General features: G+C 35.2%; 20 protein-coding genes, 1 pseudogene and 1 other annotated feature. Of the genes and pseudogenes, 15 read left to right on the forward strand and 6 right to left on the reverse strand.

What is annotated here, in order from left to right; all coding sequences use genetic code 11:
• Window positions 1–205 precede the first annotated feature (205 nt).
• Window positions 206–406 (forward strand) — a binding site (T-box leader).
• Window positions 407–513: 107 nt separating this feature from the next.
• Window positions 514–1,782 (forward strand): tyrosine--tRNA ligase, encoded by a 1,269-nt coding sequence (gene tyrS, locus FEU33_RS03280; RefSeq protein ID WP_146547997.1) that lies wholly within the window; start codon window positions 514–516, stop codon window positions 1,780–1,782.
• 339 nt (window positions 1,783–2,121) lie between these two features.
• Here tyrS and FEU33_RS03285 read toward each other — a convergent pair whose 3' ends face one another.
• Together FEU33_RS03285 and FEU33_RS03290 are read right to left on the reverse strand one after the other, a co-directional pair.
• On the reverse strand, window positions 2,122–2,934 hold the full coding sequence (locus FEU33_RS03285; RefSeq protein WP_146547998.1) for a cobalamin-binding protein: 813 nt from the start codon (window positions 2,932–2,934) through the stop codon (window positions 2,122–2,124).
• A 126-nt stretch (window positions 2,935–3,060) separates the two neighbouring features.
• On the reverse strand, window positions 3,061–3,309 hold the full coding sequence (locus FEU33_RS03290) for a glutaredoxin family protein (protein ID WP_146547999.1): 249 nt from the start codon (window positions 3,307–3,309) through the stop codon (window positions 3,061–3,063).
• Window positions 3,310–3,573: 264 nt separating this feature from the next.
• Between FEU33_RS03290 and FEU33_RS03295 the strand changes: the two genes are divergently transcribed.
• A complete protein-coding gene (locus tag FEU33_RS03295) occupies window positions 3,574–3,837 on the forward strand; it encodes a metal-sensitive transcriptional regulator (protein WP_146548000.1) in 264 nt (87 codons plus the stop codon).
• 162 nt (window positions 3,838–3,999) lie between these two features.
• Window positions 4,000–4,296, forward strand: coding sequence for a rhodanese-like domain-containing protein (locus tag FEU33_RS03300; RefSeq protein ID WP_146548001.1), 297 nt, complete (start codon window positions 4,000–4,002; stop codon window positions 4,294–4,296).
• Between the two features lie 206 nt (window positions 4,297–4,502).
• Here FEU33_RS03300 and FEU33_RS03305 read toward each other — a convergent pair whose 3' ends face one another.
• Window positions 4,503–4,859: a CotD family spore coat protein gene (locus tag FEU33_RS03305; RefSeq protein WP_376752495.1), complete on the reverse strand. Its 357-nt coding sequence runs from the start codon at window positions 4,857–4,859 to the stop codon at window positions 4,503–4,505.
• A gap of 582 nt (window positions 4,860–5,441) precedes the next feature.
• On the opposite strand from FEU33_RS03305, the pseudogene FEU33_RS03310 reads away from it, so the two are divergent.
• From FEU33_RS03310 to FEU33_RS03315, 3 genes and pseudogenes are all read left to right on the forward strand, one after another.
• Window positions 5,442–5,791, forward strand: a pseudogene (locus tag FEU33_RS03310) (zinc-binding dehydrogenase); the annotation flags it as partial.
• Window positions 5,792–5,990: 199 nt separating this feature from the next.
• Complete coding sequence (locus FEU33_RS19245) at window positions 5,991–6,116, forward strand: hypothetical protein (protein WP_280524826.1); 126 nt, start codon at window positions 5,991–5,993, stop codon at window positions 6,114–6,116.
• A 135-nt stretch (window positions 6,117–6,251) separates the two neighbouring features.
• Window positions 6,252–6,776 (forward strand): isochorismatase family protein, encoded by a 525-nt coding sequence (locus FEU33_RS03315; RefSeq protein WP_146548002.1) that lies wholly within the window; start codon window positions 6,252–6,254, stop codon window positions 6,774–6,776.
• Window positions 6,777–7,154: 378 nt separating this feature from the next.
• Here the strand turns inward: FEU33_RS03315 and rpsD are convergent, their stop codons facing one another.
• Window positions 7,155–7,757, reverse strand: a complete 603-nt coding sequence (rpsD, locus tag FEU33_RS03320; protein WP_146548003.1) for a 30S ribosomal protein S4 — start codon at window positions 7,755–7,757, stop codon at window positions 7,155–7,157.
• A gap of 405 nt (window positions 7,758–8,162) precedes the next feature.
• Between rpsD and FEU33_RS03325 the strand changes: the two genes are divergently transcribed.
• Window positions 8,163–10,013 (forward strand): sensor domain-containing diguanylate cyclase, encoded by a 1,851-nt coding sequence (locus FEU33_RS03325; protein ID WP_146548004.1) that lies wholly within the window; start codon window positions 8,163–8,165, stop codon window positions 10,011–10,013.
• 109 nt (window positions 10,014–10,122) lie between these two features.
• Here FEU33_RS03325 and FEU33_RS03330 read toward each other — a convergent pair whose 3' ends face one another.
• Both FEU33_RS03330 and hisJ read right to left on the reverse strand, forming a co-directional pair.
• Window positions 10,123–10,608, reverse strand: coding sequence for a GAF domain-containing protein (locus FEU33_RS03330; protein WP_146548005.1), 486 nt, complete (start codon window positions 10,606–10,608; stop codon window positions 10,123–10,125).
• 17 nt (window positions 10,609–10,625) lie between these two features.
• Window positions 10,626–11,426 (reverse strand): histidinol-phosphatase HisJ, encoded by an 801-nt coding sequence (gene hisJ, locus FEU33_RS03335; protein ID WP_146548006.1) that lies wholly within the window; start codon window positions 11,424–11,426, stop codon window positions 10,626–10,628.
• Window positions 11,427–11,572: 146 nt separating this feature from the next.
• Here hisJ and ezrA point away from each other — a divergent pair, with 146 nt between their 5' ends.
• The 8 genes from ezrA to sppA all read left to right on the forward strand — a co-directional run bounded on the left by ezrA (window position 11,573) and on the right by sppA (window position 20,776).
• Entirely contained in the window at window positions 11,573–13,264 is a 1,692-nt protein-coding gene (gene ezrA / locus FEU33_RS03340) for a septation ring formation regulator EzrA (protein ID WP_146548007.1), read from the forward strand.
• A gap of 88 nt (window positions 13,265–13,352) precedes the next feature.
• Window positions 13,353–14,489 carry a cysteine desulfurase family protein gene (locus tag FEU33_RS03345; protein WP_146549889.1) on the forward strand — a complete coding sequence of 379 codons (1,137 nt, stop codon included), beginning with the start codon at window positions 13,353–13,355 and terminating at the stop codon, window positions 14,487–14,489.
• 4 nt (window positions 14,490–14,493) lie between these two features.
• A complete protein-coding gene (gene thiI, locus FEU33_RS03350) occupies window positions 14,494–15,696 on the forward strand; it encodes a tRNA uracil 4-sulfurtransferase ThiI (protein ID WP_146548008.1) in 1,203 nt (400 codons plus the stop codon).
• A gap of 80 nt (window positions 15,697–15,776) precedes the next feature.
• Window positions 15,777–15,980 carry an alpha/beta-type small acid-soluble spore protein gene (locus tag FEU33_RS03355; RefSeq protein WP_146548009.1) on the forward strand — a complete coding sequence of 68 codons (204 nt, stop codon included), beginning with the start codon at window positions 15,777–15,779 and terminating at the stop codon, window positions 15,978–15,980.
• A gap of 539 nt (window positions 15,981–16,519) precedes the next feature.
• Window positions 16,520–16,726, forward strand: coding sequence for an alpha/beta-type small acid-soluble spore protein (locus tag FEU33_RS03360; RefSeq protein WP_146548010.1), 207 nt, complete (start codon window positions 16,520–16,522; stop codon window positions 16,724–16,726).
• Between the two features lie 167 nt (window positions 16,727–16,893).
• The gene (gene mbcS / locus FEU33_RS03365; RefSeq protein ID WP_146548011.1) at window positions 16,894–18,480 is read left to right on the forward strand and encodes an acyl-CoA synthetase MbcS; all 1,587 of its coding nucleotides are present in this window, start codon (window positions 16,894–16,896) and stop codon (window positions 18,478–18,480) included.
• Window positions 18,481–18,799: 319 nt separating this feature from the next.
• Window positions 18,800–19,711: an EamA family transporter RarD gene (gene rarD, locus FEU33_RS03370; RefSeq protein WP_146548012.1), complete on the forward strand. Its 912-nt coding sequence runs from the start codon at window positions 18,800–18,802 to the stop codon at window positions 19,709–19,711.
• A gap of 54 nt (window positions 19,712–19,765) precedes the next feature.
• Entirely contained in the window at window positions 19,766–20,776 is a 1,011-nt protein-coding gene (gene sppA, locus FEU33_RS03375; protein ID WP_146548013.1) for a signal peptide peptidase SppA, read from the forward strand.
• Window positions 20,777–20,783: the final 7 nt, after the last annotated feature.

Genomic DNA, 20,783 nt, shown 5'->3' on the forward strand with positions numbered 1-20,783 from the left:
ATCTACATTTTGCTCACTTCTTATTAAAAGATGGTTACCATGCTTATCAATTTAGATTAAGCAGTTTAGTATCATTACACTTGCATACTAATAACCTTCTAAAATATTGTCTATTATACCATAATACGAATTGACAATAATATATATTAAAATTGACAATGGTCTAGATGTACATCTATAATGGGGTACAATAGTCATTAATCATTTTCTGGCGTTGAAGGATGCGCAGTAGTGGACATATTTCCTGTTTAGAGAGCTAGCGGTTGGTGCAAGCTAGACATAATATGGACATGAATTACACATTTGGAGCGAGAACGGTAGCGACGATAAAGCTATTGAAGCGGGAGAATTGTATATTCTTCAAGCTGGGTGGTACCGCGTTAAATTCGTTATTAACGTCCCTGCATTTTATGTGCAGGGGCGTTTTTTTGGTTTTAAAGTGACGGTGCATATCATCTAAAATGATTCAATAGTTCAGTCGTTAAACCAGAACAATTGATAGGAGGAATTTTAATGGCAAACAAACTAATTGAAGATCTAAAATGGCGTGGCTTGTTATATCAACAAACAGATGCTGAAGGTATGGAAAAATTATTAAACGAAGAGAAAGTTTCTTTATATGTGGGTGTTGATCCAACCGCAGATTCCATGCATATTGGTCATATCGTACCATTGTTAACATTACGTCGTTTTCAACAAGCTGGTCATCGTCCGATTCTACTTGTAGGTGGTGCAACGGGAATGATCGGTGACCCATCAGGACGTTCTACAGAAAGGAACTTGCTTACGGCAAAACAAATCGACAATAATGTGGCAGGTATCAAAAAACAGCTTGAACGTATTTTCGATTTTTCTGGTGATCAAAATGGCGCACAATTGGTCAATAATTATGACTGGGTAGGAAAACTAAGTGCAATCGAATTTTTACGCGATTATGGTAAATTGATCAATATTAACTACATGCTGAACAAAGATACCATTTCATCTCGTCTAGAAACTGGCTTATCTTTTACTGAATTCGCCTATACACTCATTCAAGGTATTGATTTCAACCATTTATATGACCATTATGATGTCCGTATCCAAGTTGGGGGATCAGACCAATGGGGGAACATCACAACAGGTCTTGAGGTCATCCGCAAAACGCATGATGAAGAGGCTAGAGCATTCGGTATCACCATTCCATTGGTGACAAAATCAGATGGCACAAAATTCGGTAAAACAGCTGGAGGGGCAGTTTGGTTAGATGCTGAAAAAACATCTCCGTATGAGTTTTACCAATTCTGGTTGAATACTGCTGATGCAGATGTTGTGAAATACTTAAAAATCTTTACATTTTTAAGCCACGAAGAAATAGAGACATTAGCGCAAAAGGTGGAAACTGAACCACATCTTCGTGAAGCTCAAAAAACTTTAGCTGCTGAAATGACAAAGCTTATCCATGGTGAAGCAGGCTTAGAACAAGCACTTCGCATTACGGCTGCATTATTCTCAGGAGATTTAAAATCACTTTCTGTAGATGAAATGAAAGTAGCCTTTTCAGGTGTTCCTTCAATAGAACTTCCAAAAGAATCTAAAAATATAGTAGATTTGTTAGTAGAAGCTAAAATTTCCTCTTCAAAGCGTCAGGCGCGCGAGGATGTGACAAATGGAGCCATCTCTGTGAATGGTGAAAAAGTTAAAGACCTTGATTATATCATTGATACAAAAGATCGCATGGAAGATGCATTTGCCATTATTCGTCGTGGTAAAAAGAAATATCATATGGTGAAATTTAACTAATTAACGATAAGGTAAATCGTCTTGTTGATCTTTTATGTATATGTGAAAGTTTGAGATTCATGAAGAAAGGATGCTCGCTATATGCTGATGAAATTTCAACAGTATACTTATTCACATTCAAATGTATAAAAGATGTAATGTTTTCTTTCAAATTAATGGGTGACTTTAAAGTACTTTCTAATACTTTGAAGTCACCCTATTTTATTCCCTTTTAGGGTAGTCAACTCTTCATATGAAGACATAAATAAGTGAGTGATAAACTCCCGAAAAGGTTGATTAGTTCGACTAATACACAATGCGGATGAAGAAACTCACTGTATGAAGCTTCGCTATATGAAATCAGGTATGGTCAATCCAGCTAGGCAATACAATGTGGGAGTATTCGGCAGGATGTAATATTTTGGCCAATTTCAAAGCACCTTCTAATAATCGAGGAGAAGGGCGGCAATAGAGCCATTCCTCCATGATATGCAGATGTCCCTCTGCAATCGCGGTGAGTTCTGGCCAACCAGGTCGTTTCATGAGTAGGGAGGGGTTAATTCGCTTATAGGGTACCCCTACCCATGCTAGAAATATAAAATCAGGATTGCGCAGACGAACATCCTCCCAGTCTGTTTGAACACTAGCTTCTCCTACATCATTGAATAAATTATACCCACCAGCTATTTCACTTATTTCAGTAAGCCAATTGATTTGACCTGGTGTGAAGACTGGATTGGGCCACCATTCCCAATAACAAGCTGGAATGTCAGTACAGTTCTTTGCTACTAACCGCATTTTTTCAATAAATGCTTCAAATTGAGCAGCCCTTTTCATACCACGGTCAGGGATAAGACATGCTTTGGCTACGTTTCTCAAATCCTCGACGATTTCCGATAAGCTATTGGCATTTAATACAAGATGGGGAATCCCACGTCTTTCTAATTCCGCTACGTTTTTTTCCATGCCAGGTACACTTAAAGAAGCTAGCACTAAATCGGGTTCTAATTTTTCAAGCATATCCATATCTATTGATAAGTCCGGCCCTAATTTAGGTAAATTTTCTATTGTAGAAGGCCAATCAGAAAAATCGTCGACAGCAATCAGATTGTTTTCTAAACCCAAATAAGCCAAAATTTCTGTATTGCTTGGACAAATAGATATTAACTTCATTAGAAACGGCTCCTTTCCCTCAAAAATTCCATAAGTTGTGTGTTATTATAACATCCTCCTGAAGGAAAATTCTCCAGCAATCTCATTGCCCTTTTGCATTCTCAACATCCTGAAAGTCGGCACTTGCTAAAAACGTTGGACTTTTTCTATGATTTTCATTGCCTGATTCGGCTCATAGCCCAGCACCCACTCACCGTTAATGCAAGTTTGAGGAGCGCCGAGACGTCCAGTCTGTTGCATCAAAAATTGTGCCATGTCTGGATCATTATGAATATTGATGACTTTAAAGTCTATGCTTTGCTCATGTAAGAAATTTTTCATCAATTCACAATATCCACAATTTGTAGTTGAATATATGGTTACATCCAATTCCATTATTTTTTCTCCTTTGTAATAGTTTTTCTTATAGAATAAACTTGAAGTATTGACCTAGTGAATTTGTGTTGAAATGTATATAAATATTAGGATAGAAACTATTTAATTACACCTTCTATTAGCATAGAGGAATATTTATATCATACTGTCAGGGGTATTCGAGTGCAATGAATTTGTTTTCATTCATTTGCTTTTCTTGACATAATACCTTTAGGGGATATAATATCGATACGAGTTATATTCAAAGTTTTTAGGGGTGAATAGATGGAATATAATGATCAGATTCGCAATCGTTTAAAGCGTTTAGAAGGTCAGCTAAAAGGTGTTATTAGAATGATTGATGAAGGAAAAGATTGCAAAGAAGTCGTTACACAATTATCTGCTTCACGTTCTGCCATTGATCGAGCAATCGGATTAATAGTTAGTACAAATTTAGTATATTGCATGTCAGATGAACAACAACTTCAAGATAAGAATAAAGAAGCGCTTATTAAAGAAGCTGTTGATTTATTAGTGAAAAGTCGTTGATAGAGTTGGAGCGTTCAAGCTGGATAATTTATTGAAAGGGAGGATCGAGGCATCATTTAGGACTTCAAGCGATGGACTGAAATGATTCGAGATCCACTGCCGAAACTAGATAAGCTGTAGCGGAGAGCGCTCTATAGCCAAATAAGAAGGAGACAAGTTCGTATGAAAATTATTACACCAGAAGAAGTATTAAAAAAGATTGATGAAGGACAAGAACTCCATCTTATTGATGTTCGTGAGCCAGAAGAAATAGCCACTGGAAAAATTGGCATTGCACAAACGATTCCATTGGGAACTCTTGAATTCCATCTAGATGAGTTGGATAAAAATCTTGAATATATTATGGTTTGTCGTTCAGGGCGCAGAAGTGCACAAGCAACATCATTTTTAGAGGAAAATGGATATAAAGCAGCTAATATGGAAGGCGGAATGTTAGCGTGGGAAGGTCCTGTAGAATAGTTTAAAATGGTGATTGAAGAAGGGGTATGCTTTTCGTAAGCATACCTCTTTTGGAATTGAATTTTGATGTTGTTGAATTTTATCCCGTTAAAGCGGGATAAAAGGTAAAAAGGCCAGACTATAAATAGCCTGGCAAAGGATTGGATTGAAGAAGAGGCATAAGTTTTAGTAACTAGGCATTACTAAGAAAATCTCCTTTGATTTTCTTATCTTCTTCCCCAATGATGTGGCGGGCAGCAACCATTATGGGGCTTACCGCACATAGTATTTGTTTCGACATATTCGTTTACCACAGACTCTGTATGAGGGAAGTAATGTTGGTTATTGATAACATGACGATTAACTGTTGTTGTATGAGACGGATGGATATGTGGGACTACAGTATTTATGACGTTTGTTCTAACATATTGTCTTGTTGGTGAAACGCGTGCTGGGTCGAATTGTGCAGGAGATGTTTGCGGCGGACAGAATTCTGCAGGAGATGTTTGATGTGGGAAACAATGTGCTGACATACCTTGATGACCTCTCCCGCCAAATGAATGATCGTGATATTTGCTGTTCATTTTATGACCTCCTTTGTAATAAGGTATATGTCATTAATAACATATGAAAAGAAAGGAAGTGGGGAGTGGTTTTATGCCTATTTGATTTTCAAATAAAAAATTTATGAAATAACAAAACATGTGATTCCATTTTGACTCAATTGAATGTATTGATGCAATCGTAGTTAAGTTCTTGTAAACTATTCAAGTTATTATGTAGCTCTCTCATAAAATAGAAGAGCTTTTTTATATGTTTACTACTTAAAGGCTGAGAGTAAAGCATTAGAAGTTGTATTATAATAAAAATCCCCTAATCATAGGATAGTTTTGTGAAATCGTTTCCGAAAACCATGTTCATAAAAGAGACTCACTATCTCAGAGCCATTTATATGATTTAATTTTTGGAGGGTCTAGGCTAAACAATGGTATGGTAAGAAAGACATTCGTATTGAAGAAAAAGAATTAAAACCATTAAAAGATCATGAAGTAACCGTTCGTGTCGCATGGGCAGGGATCTGTGGTAGTGACTTATATGAATATCAAAAGGGACCTGTGTTTGTACTATTTGAAAAAGCAGATGAACTCACTGGGGAAATCGTCCCTGATGGCGTAGATGTAACATTTGAAGTGGCTGGCGTGGCTCCAACCTTTAAACAAGCCATCGATTCAACTCGTGCACGAGGGATAATGGTGATCGTTTCTATCTTTGCGCGTCCTATCGAATGAACCCATTACATTTAACGAATACAGGTGTCAAAATCACTTCAACCATTGCTTATACCCCAACTACATTCCAACAAACTGTAGATTTAATGGGCACTGGCCGATTGAAACCACAAGGTAACGTCACCTCTCAAATTATATTAGACGATATTGTAGAAAAAGGCTTCGGAGCATTAACAAACGACAAATCTCAAGCTAAAATTCTAGTTGAATTAAGTGGAGAAAAATAAATCCTGCTACTATAGATGTAAACTTCATAAATAGTGAAATAATTATAGAAATAAGAGACCATGAGATATTCCTTCGTGGTCTCTTATTATGTAATTTTGAATAGAATGAGTTAAAAAGTAATTTAAGTTTCAATGATATTATGGAGGAGATTTTTGTGGTAAAATAATTTACAAAAATACCAATAAAAAGAGGAGAATTATGAAGCAATTTGCGGATGTTTTAATTGTAATAGATTTACAAAATGCAGTATGTACTGGAGTGGGGAATTTATATAATTTATATAATTTATATAATTTAGATGATTTATTGATAAAAGGTAAATAAAAGAATCACGCGTGTTGATTTTACAAAAAATAGGGGTGTCTGTTTGACAGAGTTTTTCAAAAACTCTGTATTTTTAGGACTATTTATATAGATTGGAGCGGAGGCTTGCTCGACTCCAGCGGGAAAAGCGAATAGATGAGACCCCGCAGCGTAGCGAGGAGGCTCAGCATTCGCCCGCAGGAAAGCGAGCAAGCCGGAGTGGAAATTAACAAATCCTCTTATTTTTATGGATTAAACTTGGATAATCGACACGCTTGTAAGAGAATATCTTTATACAAAGAATTGGATAAACCTGTAATTTTTGTGCAACACTGTGATGATGAATTAGTACCTGAAGAAGATTCATGGAATATCAATTCAAAGATAGACTTTCGTAAACAAGACCTTTTTGTAAGAAAAACTCATGCTAATTCATTTTACAAAACTAATTTGAAGGATCTCTTAGATATATTATCTATACATAGTATTGAATTTTGTGGAGCCCAAACAGAATATTGCATGGATGCAACTATCAAATTTTTCCATGGATTAGGATATAAAAATTATATGGTGCGAAAAGCAACTTCTACTTTGAATAATGCCTATATGTCTGCAAAAGAGACTATTAATTTTTATGAGAATATATGGAGTAATAGATTTTTAGAATTTATAGAAGACTGATATTAGTTTTATCATTCCTGTTTAAGTCCTAATGATTGGTTAAATAAAAATATGATTAGTGATGAAAATATCAACTTTATTGAAATCATTTTGACTTTTATTTCTTCAGTAAAAATACTTGCAGATAAGCAAACACTCATAAATAGAAGTCTACGCATATTAAAAGCTCCCCCACCAATAGTATCAAGGCTTTGAGAGATCCCCCAATATATTTTAAGAGAAAATAACGGTAATGAGAAAAAGCTCCCCCAATAATTCCCCCCAAAAAACGGTAAAGTTTTAGCGTTTTTGGGTAGCGGTAAAAAACAAAAAACCTCGCAACCGCTAATATAACGGTAACAAGGTTTTGAGAATGATACACTTTGAAATCCATGAAGATTAACGTGAATAGTATTCGACGATGAATGATTCGTTGATTTCTGCTGATAATTCGCTACGTTCTGGAAGACGTACAAAAGTACCTTCTTTTTTATCTGCATCAAGTGAAAGGTATTCTGGTACAAAGTTAGTAACTTCGATTGCTTCAGCTACAATATCAAGGTTTTGAGATTTTTCACGAAGAGAAATCACTTGACCTGGTTTTACACTGTATGAAGGGATATCAACGCGTTTACCATCAACTAAGATGTGACCATGGTTTACTAATTGGCGAGCAGCACGACGAGTGCGAGCTAGACCAAGACGATAAACTAGGTTGTCTAAGCGAGTTTCAAGAAGGATCATGAAGTTTTCACCATGAACACCATTCATTTTACCAGCTTTTACAAATAAGTTGTGGAATTGACGTTCGTTCATACCATACATATGGCGAAGTTTTTGTTTTTCTTGTAATTGTAAGCCGTACTCAGATAATTTTTTACGTTGAGTTGGGCCGTGTTGACCTGGAGCATATGGGCGTTTTTCGATTTCTTTACCAGTACCGCTTAAAGAAATGCCTAAACGACGTGATAGCTTCCAAGATGGACCTGTATAACGAGACATTTAGAAGTCTCCTCCTTTGGTTTTTTATTCGGCATAAAATAAAAACCAGATGTATTTAACCTTATGGTCATTTTATTTTCATGTACCTTCGCTCTTGCAGCCGAAGAGTTACGCAATACCCCGTCTACATTAGTAGAGGAATAAAATGATCCAATAAAGCCATACAACCGCTGCATTTATTTTACACAAGTCCCATTCTATCTGTTACAGGAGTGAGTGTCAAGAAAAGTTACCTTTTTTATTATAATAAATGCTATAGAAATAAATTTTATAGTAATTTATAATGGAATTTGTGTTAATTAATAAAAAATAATAGATTGGTCATAGTTAAAAAGGCTTGTTTAGTGTATAATAAAATAGTAAAAAATATATACATATTGTATCGGAGAAAAAGGTGATGGAACGTTGCGAAATCTACAAATAATGCAAAGTATTAAATGCCAATTGCTTGATTTGTGGATAAAAAATGCTGGGAAACCACTTACTGCAATTGAGTACTTAGAATTATTTAATGGGGTTATGCTCCGAGAATTTAATATCAAAAAAATAGAATACTTAAATGCTGAAAATGACGTATTATATCCTTTAACCACTTCTGATATATCAAATGGAATTCCATGTACATCGTTGGCGCCTCACTTGGAACAGAGGCATCGGTCTCCCCATTTGCTTATTGAAACGCTAAAGCGTTACTTTGAGTACGCTGGTGATGTACTTGTTTTGAAAGGAAATGGTGAAATATTAGGAATCCTTATTATAGAAGATACACCAATATGGAATAGTTTTGCACAAACTCCATATGTCGCGGATTTGGAGAAACTTCTATCGGATATGTTTAGGGTGATCAAAAATAGTTGGAAAAATACGTATGAGAAAAAGTTAAATCGTGAACTTTTTGAAATGACAGAGGTTTTTCACTCAACGATGGATATTAATCATATTTTAGAAGCAATGATTCACGGTGTTAAAAGAATTTTTCCAAAATTTAATTCAAAGTTGATTTTATCGAATGATCAAGATCGTAGGGGAATAGAGAATGTTTATGTCTTTGATTATCTATTAGAACGTCCTTCCACCATTGAGGCATTTGTATCAGGTGAGATGACGATCGATCATGCTTCAGATATAGATAGTCGTCTATTGAATGCACCTATTAAAGGAAAACAAGGTATTTATGGTGTTTTGCAAATTTTCACCCCGATTGATTATCGATTTAGTCCAAGAGAGAAGAAATTCATACAGCATCTTACACAAATTTCTGGCAATGCACTTGAAAATGCTAAGCTATACCACCAATCCCATCGTCTCGTTTCAGATTTACAGCTTATAAATGAAACTTCACAACGATTGAATATGAAGTTGAACAAAGAAGAGATATTATCCTTTTTAACAAAACAATTGAACAAATCTTTTACGCCTTCCGAGATATGCTTTGCATTACTTGATGATGATCAGTTTCAAAATGCAAAAGGGACTTCAGCTTTTTTCTATCAAGAAGAAGCAAGAGTATACAAAAACTATATTGCCAAGCATTTTGCTAGCTCAACAGATCCTTTATTCGTAGCAGAATTTGATAGCCTAATCGAACAAAAAGTTGCGTATAACTCTATGATGGTAGTACCAATTATTATTCGGGAGAAAGTGCAAGGATATTGCGCTATTTTACATCTTGATCCTTATTATTTTTCATTTGATAGCTTTAAGTTAATGCAATCACTTATTCGCCATTCTTCACTTGCAATCTCCAATATTTTATTGCGTGAACAATTACAGGAAATGGTCGATCGTGACTATTTGACAAAATTATATGCACGCAAGTACTTAGATCGTTACGTAGAAAACTCAATGGAAGAGGATGAGTATGGGGCTTTTGTATTGCTTGATATTGATAACTTTAAAATGATCAATGATACATTTGGTCATCAAACGGGTGATTTTATCTTAAAAACAATTGGCAATCAGTTGCAACTGAGTATTCAAGATCAAGGGATATGTGCTCGATGGGGTGGCGAAGAAATGGCCATTTATTTACCAAACAAGGATGCAAATGATGCTATCGAAATTGTTAGGAAAATAATTAAGTTAATACCAAATGTGACAGAGCCATCTGTAACATTATCATCAGGTATTGCCGAATGGCACAATGATTTGGATCTAACATATCAACATTTACTCAAAAATGCAGATATTGCTTTATATGAGGCAAAAAATAGTGGTAAAAACCGATATTGTTTATTTCAGTCCATCAGTTCTTAAATAAAGTGAAACTTCCATCAACTGCCTATTAACGCGGGATAAAAGTCTGATCGGTTCTATTCATATACAGTGGGGAATGAAAGAAGCCCCCACTGTATAAAATTTCACCTTATAGATAAAGATGATCGGTCAATACAGAAACAAATTGTTCAAGACCAGCTTGGTCATCTTTAGAAAAACGTCCTTTTATAGGGCTATCGATATCAAGTACTCCATAAAGGACATTATCAACTATAATAGGAACAACAATTTCAGATTGAGAAGCGCTGTCACAAGCAATATGACCAGGAAATGCATGGACATCCTCTACAATAAGAGTTTGTTTAGATTGTGCTACAGTGCCGCAAACCCCTTTGCCAAGTGGAATATGAACACAAGCAGGGAGTCCTTGGAATGGACCTAAGAGCAATTCATTGTTTTTTACTAAATAAAAACCGCACCAATTGATATTTTCTAAAAATTGGTTGAGAAGAGCAGAGGCATTGCTTAAATTTGAAACGTTATCTAATTCACCCTCCAATAATGCATCTAATTGTTTAGCTAATAGATTGTATTTTGTGGCTAAATCCCCGCTAGGATTTTTTGTTTGAAACATATTTTACTACCTCCTGATTAATCTTTTAATGGAAAAATTTCATCGTAAAACTGATGTAAATCTGCAACTTGATGTGCATCTGAGCCAAAAACTAATGGGATATTCAATGATTTTGCGTATCGAACATATGGTAATGGTGGATAAGGTTCTTTGCAATATTTTTTTGCAAGTCCTGCACTATTAACATCGAGTTCATATTGTTTGTCTGCCATTAATTGTAGAACCTGTTTAATTTGATCATCATCGTCAATTTGTTCGCCATGAGCAAGCTGGAATTTATGAATAAGTGTAGGATGTCCAATCCTCTTTGGTTTATATTGACCAAGATTAGCAGAAATTGATTGTTTTAATGTCTCATAGTATAAATCATATACGGCTTGAACAGAACCTAATTTTTGGGCAAATTCTAAAAAAACTTCACTTGAATAATCGATGCATGTATATTCATCGTTATACTTTAGAAAATGTACGGATAAAATAGCATCATCAATTTGTGGGCCTACAATATTTAAAAAACTAGTTGTTTCCGTTTCATATCCAACAATATAGTCCACCTCGAAGCCAATACGAATATGTATGTCTTCTTTGTATTGCTCCTTAAGTGTATTTAGTTCGTCCAAATACGCAATCAGCTTATGAGGATCCATACCACTATCCTTTTCAGGTGTAGGATCTATAAAATTTGTAGGTAAAGGAGCATGTTCAGTAAAAGTTATATCTTGGAATCCCAATTTCATAGCTTTTTTGATATAATTTTCTATAGAATCTTTAGTGCCATGTGGACAATATGAGGTATGAATATGTGCATCACGCTTCAAAAAAATCCCTCCATTAATAATCATTTAGTTGAATTATAGAGGATTTTATAAGAAATCTCTCTAAAAAGTAAACAAAATATCCAAAAACATGGTACTATTAAGCATAATTAGAAGCTGCAAAACTGATTTTGGATAGGGGGCTTACGATGAAGTATATCATTCCTACCATCATCGTACTATGTGTAATTATAGCAATTGTCTTTCTATTTCGTCGAAAACATAGAAATGAGATTCAAAGACTTGACCAAAAAAAACTACAGATCCAAAATAAACCAGTGCTAGAAGAGCTAACTAAAGTAAAGGCGCTGAATATGAATGGACAAACTGAAGAAATGTTCGAACGTTGGCGCAATAAGTGGACAGAGCTGATGGATGTAGAAATGCCTAAAATTGATGTCCTTTTATTTGATGCTGAAGAACAAGTAGACCAATTTCATTTTGGCAAAGCTACAGAGATTGAAAAAGAAATTGAATCTCGAATTACAGAGTACGATCAAGAAATGGTAAAAATTTTAAAAGAATTAGATGAATTAATTGGTAGTGAAGAAAAAAATCGAATTGAAATTGAACAGTTAAAAGAACAATATCGTTCTGCGCGGAAGACATTACTGGCACATCAATATTCTTATGGCCCAGCTGCGGAACCTCTTGAAAACCGTTTGGAAAAGTTCAATCCTCAATTTGAGGAATATGATCAGTTAACAGCATCTGGTAACTATTTAAAAGCAAGAGAAATTGTAGTGAGTTTAAAGGAAGAAGGACAAACTCTCTTTAAGCTTATAAATGAAATCCCAACATTGCTGACGGAGATCCAACATAAAATCCCATCTGATATTCATGAAATCCGTAATGGACACCAAGAGATGGAAGAGCAGTCTTATTTTCTTGTTCATCTTGAAATATTAGAAAAGTTGAACCAAATAGAAGAAAATTTAGTCGAGTTCAAACAAAAAATAGCTGATCTTGACATTGCTCCTGTTCAATTACGTGTAGTTGAAATCAAAGATGAGATTGAATCATTTTATGATGCACTTGAAAAGGAAGTTATCGGTAGAAAATATGTGGATGACCATTTTACAGAAATAGGTGACCTACTAGAATCTGCTATTGAAGCGACTGAAAAAACAGTTGAAGAAGCAGAGGTTGTTCAAAAAAGTTATCGGATATCGCCAAAAGAAGCGAATGTACCAGTAAATTGTAAGCAGCAATTACTTTCTTTACGTCAACGTTATGAATTATTGACGGTAGAAGTACAAGAAGAGCAGTCTGCTTATTCAAGCATGGAAGAAACATTAAAAGAATTAAAATTATCTATTGAGCAATTATTTGAAGAACAAGAGCAATTCGCTGATCGTATGAAGAATTTACGAATAGATGAAAATAAAGCGAGAGCAACATTAGCCAAACAAAAAAGGTTGCTACATGATACAGAACGCATGCTACATAAAGCCAATTTGCCAGGTATACCAGAAGAAATGGATGCACGGTTGGAAGAAGCAGCCGAACAGATATTTGTTGCTGTTAATAGTCTTCAAGAAATCCCGCTTAATATGGAAACAGTGAATAAAAATCTTGAGATTGCAGAGAAATGTATAGAGGATGTACATAATACAGCGGTTGAAATGCTTGAAAACGTACAATTAATCGAACGAATTATTCAGTACGGCAATCGTTATAGAAATTCGAATCCAGCAATGCACCAACAACTTTTGGAAGCTGAAGATGCATTTCGTGAGATGCGTTATGCAAAGGCACTCGAATATGCAGCAACTGCGGTAGAAGCCGCTGAACCAGGTGCGATGAAAAAAATTCAAGTACTTGCCAAAAACAAAGGTTGACGTTCATAATAAGAAAAGCATTAAGCCACCCGCGATATTGTGCTGGTGGTTTTCTTTTGAAAGGAAATGAATGATATTGAAAGACAAAATGATTTATTTAGATCATAGTGCAACAACAAAACCGGATCCAGCGGTTTTACAAACATTTGTCCAAGTAAATGAACATTACTATGCAAACCCAGCGTCTCTTCATCAAATGGGTGTTGAGTCAAACGCATTACTCAGTCGAGCAAGAGAACAAATCGCTGATATTATAAATACTTTACCCGAACAAATTATTTTTACATCTGGTGGTTCGGAGTCCAATAACTTTGCTATTAAAGGATTAGCTAGAGCAAATAAACATCGAGGTACAAAAATCCTTGTTTCATCTATTGAACATGCATCTGTTTTAGAAAGTGCTAAAGCAATGGAAGAAGAAGGTTTTACAATTGAATATATCGATGTTGACAAAAACGGCGTGATCTTAATAGATGATCTAAAGAAAAAACTGACAAAAGATACTGTTGTCGTTAGCATCATGCATGTGAATAATGAAATAGGTGCTATTCAACCGGTGGCAGAAATCGCTAAAATAGTGCATCAAAATAGTCGAGCCTTTTATCATATGGATGCTGTACAAAGTTTCGGTAAAATTCCTGTACAATTTACAGGAGAAGATGGCCCAGATGCCATTACAGTTTCTGGTCATAAAATTAATGCATTAAAAGGATCCGGATTTTTAGCCTTACGAAAACAAATGAACATTCAACCTATTATTCATGGTGGTGGTCAAGAAATGGGCTTTCGAAGTGGCACAGTTGCAGTACCACAGGATGTGGCTTTAGCGAAAGCCGTTCGACTAGCCATTGAAAAACAATCTAAGAAAGCAGCACAATTCAGTAAATGGAGAGATGAATTACATGAATTTTTCAAGCAATTTTCATATGTAAGTACACTCTCAAGTAGTCAAGGTGCGCCACATATTATTAGTTGTGCAGTGCAAGGTTTAAAAGGAGAAATTTTAGTCAATGCCATGCAGCATGAAGGCATTATTATTTCAACTTCAAGTGCATGCTCATCAAAAGATCATTCGGTTAGTCATGTCGTCAAAGCAATACAAGTTGAACCATCTTATGAAAAAGGTGTCATTCGTATGAGTCTAGGTGAGGGAATCACAGATGCAGATATCGCATTCTTTAAAACAGCTTTTAGTAAGGTAATGCACCAAGTAAAGGAGTTTTAACCACATGAAATGGCATGAAATTTTAATCCGTTATGGAGAAATTACGACAAAGGGACGTAACCGTAAATTATTTATCAATCGATTGAAAGAAAATTTACGTTATACGTTCGCTGATATTCCCAATTTGCGTATTCGTTCAGAACGTGACCGCATGTATTTGAGCAGTAATGTAGATACTGAAATGGAAGAACTCATAAAACGTTTACCACATATTTTTGGTATCCATTCATTTAGCCCTGTGGCTCAATGTGAACCAACCATCGAAGAGATGGGGAAATTAGCTGTTGAAATTGTGAAGGACATGAATTATCAAGGAAAAACATTTAAAGTAAATGCCAAACGCTCATTCAAAAAATTCCCGATGGATACATATGAACTCCAACGGACTTTAGGTAGTCATGTATTAAGTTCGTTACCTGGCATGACCGTTCAAATGAAAAATCCTGATATCGAGCTTCGTGTAGAAGTTCGTGAAAAAGCAGTTTATATGATGGTCGATGTCATTTCTGGAGCTGGCGGTTTACCAATTGGCTCTAATGGTAAAGCGTTGTTGCTTTTATCTGGTGGAATTGATAGTCCTGTAGCAGCTTATTATATGATGAAACGCGGCGTAAGAGTAGAAGCTATTCATTTTTTTAGTCCGCCATTTACGAGTGATCAATCATTAGGAAAAGTTAAAGAGTTATGTGAAAAAATTAGCCGCTTCGGTGGTAATATCCGCTTACATGTTATACCTTTTACAGAAATTCAACAAAAAATTCAAAATAGTGTTCCTGAAAACGTAACAATGACTTCTACCCGACGGATGATGATGAAGGTAGCGGATGTTGTTCGAAAAGAAATCGATGCCAAAGCAATTGTTACAGGTGAAAATTTAGGACAAGTTGCTAGTCAAACATTAGAAAGCTTAGCTGCGATTAATGCTGTTACAACTACACCTATTTTGCGCCCATTAATCACATTTGATAAATTAGAAATTATAGAAGTTGCCAAAAAAATTGGCACTTATGATATTTCCATTCGTCCATTTGAGGACTGTTGTACCGTATTTACACCAGCAAATCCAAAAACAAAGCCTAGAATCGACAAGATGAACTACTATGAAAGCTTTACTGATTTTGATGAATTGATCGAAAGAGCCGTGAAAAATCGAGAAATTCATACATTCCCGAAAAAACAGACAGATGAATTTCTAGATTTTTTATAATACAAGAATAAATTTCCTGTATTTTTGTTGTATGTTTTCTTCTCTTCTGTACATTCTATGTACACAAGGAGGTGATACACATGCCAAACAACACTTCTTCAAACCAATTAGAAGTTCGTGGAGCTAAACAAGCTATCGATCAAATGAAATACGAAATTGCACAAGAATTCGGTGTGCAACTAGGTGCAGATGCATCAGCGCGTGCTAACGGATCCGTTGGCGGAGAAATCACTAAGCGCTTAGTTGCATTAGCTGAACAACAACTAAACGGTTATTCTAAATAACAAATCCTGAGTACAGTATGCTCAAGAAAAAGCAAAAAAACCGAGGAAGAATTCGAGAGAATTTTTTCTCGGTTTTTCAATGATTAGCAATAGAAACATTGTCGAAAGGAATGTTCCTATTCAGATCGTATTTCTGTAGTTTTGCATAAAACTATAGAAAATAGAAGACGTATATCAGGTATGATGGTCCGAAAAAATTAGATATGCAGGGATACAATCGTCACATATTTTTTATTTTACGAATTGTAACAGAGGATTACTCAAGTCCTTGAAAATACGGAAATGCATCTACAATTTCTTTGTACGGTGTTCATTCGGTAAAGTCAGTTCGATATTTCACAGGAAAAACGAGTAATTTGTAGTGGAAATCATTGACCATCTATATTTTATGGATAATATCTATTTGAGATTCATCACTGCAACTTGGAGTTATAATATTCGATTAACTCTCATTTATATCCATAAATCATTTTTTTTAAACTTAAGTGCATGATTTTTTTTCAAACGCACATTCTATAAGTGCAAAGGAGGTGATTTACATGGCAAGAAGCGGGAACTCAAATCAATTAGAAGTTCGTGGTGCACAACAAGCAGTAGATCAAATGAAATATGAGATCGCACAAGAATTTGGTGTGAGTCTTGGAGCAGATGCATCGGCGCGTGCTAACGGATCCGTTGGAGGAGAAATTACAAAGCGTCTAGTTGCATTAGCTCAACAACAAATCAGTGGCTTTCCAAAAAAATAATTAAATTAAATAAATGGCGTAAAAGCCGGGGGAGAATAAAACATTCTTTCTCGGCTTTTTAAATTTAGTACTAACTACTAATTACTAATATTTATATCTAGTTGTAATTTCGAAATACATTACATATAATAATTTGTGATGTCAATTTGTTATTCAGGGGGGTTTTTATGAAACAAGAAGATTTAATTGCACCTGAAGATTATAATTTAGTGGAAGAAATTGAACGATTCGCAAAAGGGCAAGAAAAAATTGCTATTCAATTTGAAAATGAGATTGGCAGTACAGATTCCATCACATATGATGGGTTAATAAGAAGAGCCAACCAAGTAGCAAATGTTTTTACAAATCATGGGTTGCAAAAAGGTGATGTAGTCCTGATTATGGTACCTCGTTTAATCGATGCCTATATTACATATATAGCGGCATTAAAAGCGGGATTGGTTGTAATTCCAAGTTCTGAAATGCTAAGAGCGAAAGAAATTGATTATCGAATCGCTCATAGTAACGCGAAAGCGGTCATTGTTTATGAACCGTATATAGAACAGTTCCACCAAGTAGAAAACATACAGGGTGTACAACAATATGTGATTGGGCAAGCAAACGTACCTTGGATCCAATTGATTCAGGAAGCTGAAAAAGAGTCAGAACAGTTTGAAAACGCTAAAGTGAAAAGCGCGGATAGCGCATTTTTATCTTATACGAGTGGTACGACAGGAAATCCTAAAGGGGTTGTCCACACACATGGATGGGCTTATGCACATCTGAAAACAGCTTCATCCCATTGGTTAGGTATTCGGGAAGATGATTTAGTATGGGCAACTGCAAGCCCCGGGTGGCAAAAGTGGATTTGGAGCCCATTCTTATCTGTATTGGGGAGTGGGGCAACAGGATTTGTCTATAATGGACGTTTTAAAGCAGATAAATATTTAACTTTATTGGAAAAATATCAAATTCAAGTTTTATGTTGTACACCAACGGAATATCGCATAATGGCAAAAGTCGATAATTTAGCGGATTATAATTTATCAGCCTTGCATAGCGCTGTTTCAGCTGGGGAGCCATTAAATCAGGAAGTCATTAATGTTTTCAAAAAAGTGTTTCATCTGAATGTCCGAGATGGGTATGGTCAAACGGAAAACACATTACTGATCGGAAATCTTAAGGGTGTACCGACAAAGCCAGGGGCGATGGGAAAACCTACGCCAGGTAATATCGTAGAAATCATCGATGAAAATGGAAACGCTTGCCCTGTTGGGGAAGTTGGAGATATTGCTGTTCATCGTTCAACACCAGCATTATTTAAAGAATATCTTCATGATCCTGAACGGACTTCAAAACAATTCAGGGGAGATTATTATATAACTGGAGATCGTGCCAAAAAAGATGCGGATGGGTATTTCTTTTTTGAAGGTAGAAATGATGACATTATTATTAGTTCAGGCTACACAATTGGACCATTTGAAGTCGAAGATGCATTAGTGAACCATCCTAAGGTTCAGGAATGTGCAGTAGTGGCAAGTCCAGATGCAGTTCGTGGAAATATAGTAAAAGCATTTATTGTCTTAAAGGATATTGTCAAGCCTTCAGATGAATTAGTGAAGGAATTACAAGAACACGTGAAAAAGAGAACAGCACCCTATAAATATCCAAGAGCCATTGAATTTGTAAAAGAATTACCTAAAACATCATCAGGTAAAATACGGAGAATTGAATTGCGTGAGAAAGAAAAAAGAAACCATCGTATAAATTCATGATAAGTGGATATGTCTCGCATTAACGGGCAGTAAGATCCCCATCTCAAGATTTAGAGAGGATGTGGGATTAGCTATTAAAGTGACTGTTTAAAAGATAGAATAGTATGCTAGAAAGTATTCTGGCATACTATTTTTATATGAGTATGACTGTATTTTTATACATATTTTTAATGCTGATAAAAAATTTTTCCTCGAAGTTGTAGTTATAATATAAGTGTAACTTTACTCTAAATGAGAGAATGCAAGTTTTTAATATTTACATTCACTAGTTAAAAATTTATAATTTGGAAATGAACGCACTAGAAATTGAGGTGAGATTGTGCAAAATGAAAGAAAGGGTATTATTGCATCAGTAGGTGCTTATTTTTTATGGGGTTTATTCCCTATTTATTGGAAGTTTGTTGAACATGTTTCAAGTGAAGAAATCTTGGCAAGTCGTATCATTTGGTCATTTATATTAACATTGTTTTTTGTATTGTTATTCAAACAATGGCATATATTGATTTTGGATTTTAAAAAACTGTGGCATCATCAGAAATCTTTTTGGTCTCTATTTTTTGCAGCCTATTTAGTTTCTCTAAACTGGTTCATCTATATTTGGGCTGTAAATCATGATCACATCGTGCAAACAAGTCTTGGGTATTATATGAATCCAATCATTTCGATTCTTTTAGGGATTATTTTTTTAAAAGAAAAATTATCAAAATCACAAATTATTGCATTTTTGCTCGCTGCGATTGGTGTTCTTATCTTAATCACTTCATATGGTCAAATCCCTTGGGTTGCCATTGGATTAGCATTAAGCTTTGGTATCTATGGTTTATTGAAGAAACAGATTGTGCTTGATGCAACACGTGGCTTAGTGATTGAAACAATGTTTATTTTACCCGTTGCATTGATCTATTATGTATATCTTTATTTCCAGGGAAATATGTCGTTTTTGCATGTCGATATGAAAACTGATTTATTTTTAATTGGAACAGGGATTGTAACAGCTGTTCCACTTATTCTTTTTGCAATGGGGGCACAAAACATCCCTTTATATTTGGTTGGCTTTATTCAGTATATTGCTCCTACAATGACCCTTATTTTAGGCGTTATTGTTTACCATGAATCGTTTGGTGGAATTGAGTTAGTATCGTTTTCATTTATATGGCTTGCATTAGTCATTTTCTCTATTTCTACTATTGTAGGAGTAAAAAAATCTCATAGAATTCATCAAAAAGCATGAAACGTTTTAAGGTTTCATTCGTATAAACAATTGAAGACCAAAGGAGGAGAAATAATGACAGCAAAACGATGGATCGCTCTAGCTATAGCGGCGGCATTATTTGTCGTTTCTACATTTGCAAGTGTACTGTGGTCAGTTGCTAAGCTAGACTTTAAGAAAGAGTTTACATCTGCATTTAATATGAATGCTACATATGATACAGATATTATTAAAACTGGAAATCCTGCGAACAAAATAGCAGTTTTAACAGTGAACGGAACGATACAAGATACTGGAGAGGGAGCATCTTTATTGAATTCAGGAACATATAATCATCAATTTTTTATGAATCAGCTAGATGAAATTTTAGATAATCATCAGGTGAAGGGTGTACTGTTAAAAGTGAATTCTCCTGGTGGAGGAACAAATGAATCAAAGCAAATTTATGAAAAAATTGTACAAATAAAAAAAGAACGTAAAATCCCTGTTTACGTATCCATGGGATCGATGGCTGCATCAGGCGGTTATTATATTTCCGCACCTGCTGATAAAATATTTGCGGATGAAGAAACGATTACTGGTTCGATCGGTGTTATTATGCAAGGATTGGATTATAGTAAATTAGCCAAAAAATATGGTATCGAATTCAACACAATCAAAACAGGTCCGTATAAAGATATTATGAATGGTTCTAGAGAAATGACGGATGCTGAAAGAAAACTATTACAGGATATGGTGAATGATTCATATGGACGATTTGTTAAAGTGGTGGCAGATGGTCGTGGAATGTCTCAAAAAGAAGTAAAGAAAATTGCGGATGGGCGTATTATGAATGGTTCACAAGCAGTAAAAGCAGGGTTAGTCGATCAAATTGGATATAGCGAAGATGCACTCCAATCTCTTATGAAGGATCATCATCTTGAAGGTGCTGAAGTATATGAGTACACATCTTTAGATGACTGGGCATCACTTTTCTCTTCAAAGATCAATACGTTACTTGGGGGATCTACTGAAAAAGAAGCGATCACTAAATTGTTAACGAAAAATAGTGCACCTCGTATGATGTATTTGTATGGTGAAGAATAAGGAGGTT

This window comes from Rummeliibacillus suwonensis (assembly GCF_007896435.1).
GTDB classification, from domain to species: domain Bacteria; phylum Bacillota; class Bacilli; order Bacillales_A; family Planococcaceae; genus Rummeliibacillus; species Rummeliibacillus suwonensis.

Excerpts from the sequence above, each read along its gene's own strand:
- tyrS (WP_146547997.1), top strand. The coding sequence starts at position 514 with ATGGCAAACAAACTAATTGAAGATCTAAAATGGCGTGGCTTGTTATAT.
- FEU33_RS03285 (WP_146547998.1), bottom strand. The coding sequence starts at position 2,934 with ATGAAGTTAATATCTATTTGTCCAAGCAATACAGAAATTTTGGCTTAT.
- FEU33_RS03290 (WP_146547999.1), bottom strand. The coding sequence starts at position 3,309 with ATGGAATTGGATGTAACCATATATTCAACTACAAATTGTGGATATTGT.
- FEU33_RS03295 (WP_146548000.1), top strand. The coding sequence starts at position 3,574 with ATGGAATATAATGATCAGATTCGCAATCGTTTAAAGCGTTTAGAAGGT.
- FEU33_RS03300 (WP_146548001.1), top strand. The coding sequence starts at position 4,000 with ATGAAAATTATTACACCAGAAGAAGTATTAAAAAAGATTGATGAAGGA.
- FEU33_RS03305 (WP_376752495.1), bottom strand. The coding sequence starts at position 4,859 with ATGAACAGCAAATATCACGATCATTCATTTGGCGGGAGAGGTCATCAA.
- FEU33_RS19245 (WP_280524826.1), top strand. The coding sequence starts at position 5,991 with ATGAAGCAATTTGCGGATGTTTTAATTGTAATAGATTTACAAAATGCA.
- FEU33_RS03315 (WP_146548002.1), top strand. The coding sequence starts at position 6,252 with ATGAGACCCCGCAGCGTAGCGAGGAGGCTCAGCATTCGCCCGCAGGAA.
- rpsD (WP_146548003.1), bottom strand. The coding sequence starts at position 7,757 with ATGTCTCGTTATACAGGTCCATCTTGGAAGCTATCACGTCGTTTAGGC.
- FEU33_RS03330 (WP_146548005.1), bottom strand. The coding sequence starts at position 10,608 with ATGTTTCAAACAAAAAATCCTAGCGGGGATTTAGCCACAAAATACAAT.
- ezrA (WP_146548007.1), top strand. The coding sequence starts at position 11,573 with ATGAAGTATATCATTCCTACCATCATCGTACTATGTGTAATTATAGCA.
- FEU33_RS03345 (WP_146549889.1), top strand. The coding sequence starts at position 13,353 with ATGATTTATTTAGATCATAGTGCAACAACAAAACCGGATCCAGCGGTT.
- thiI (WP_146548008.1), top strand. The coding sequence starts at position 14,494 with ATGAAATGGCATGAAATTTTAATCCGTTATGGAGAAATTACGACAAAG.
- FEU33_RS03355 (WP_146548009.1), top strand. The coding sequence starts at position 15,777 with ATGCCAAACAACACTTCTTCAAACCAATTAGAAGTTCGTGGAGCTAAA.
- FEU33_RS03360 (WP_146548010.1), top strand. The coding sequence starts at position 16,520 with ATGGCAAGAAGCGGGAACTCAAATCAATTAGAAGTTCGTGGTGCACAA.
- mbcS (WP_146548011.1), top strand. The coding sequence starts at position 16,894 with ATGAAACAAGAAGATTTAATTGCACCTGAAGATTATAATTTAGTGGAA.
- sppA (WP_146548013.1), top strand. The coding sequence starts at position 19,766 with ATGACAGCAAAACGATGGATCGCTCTAGCTATAGCGGCGGCATTATTT.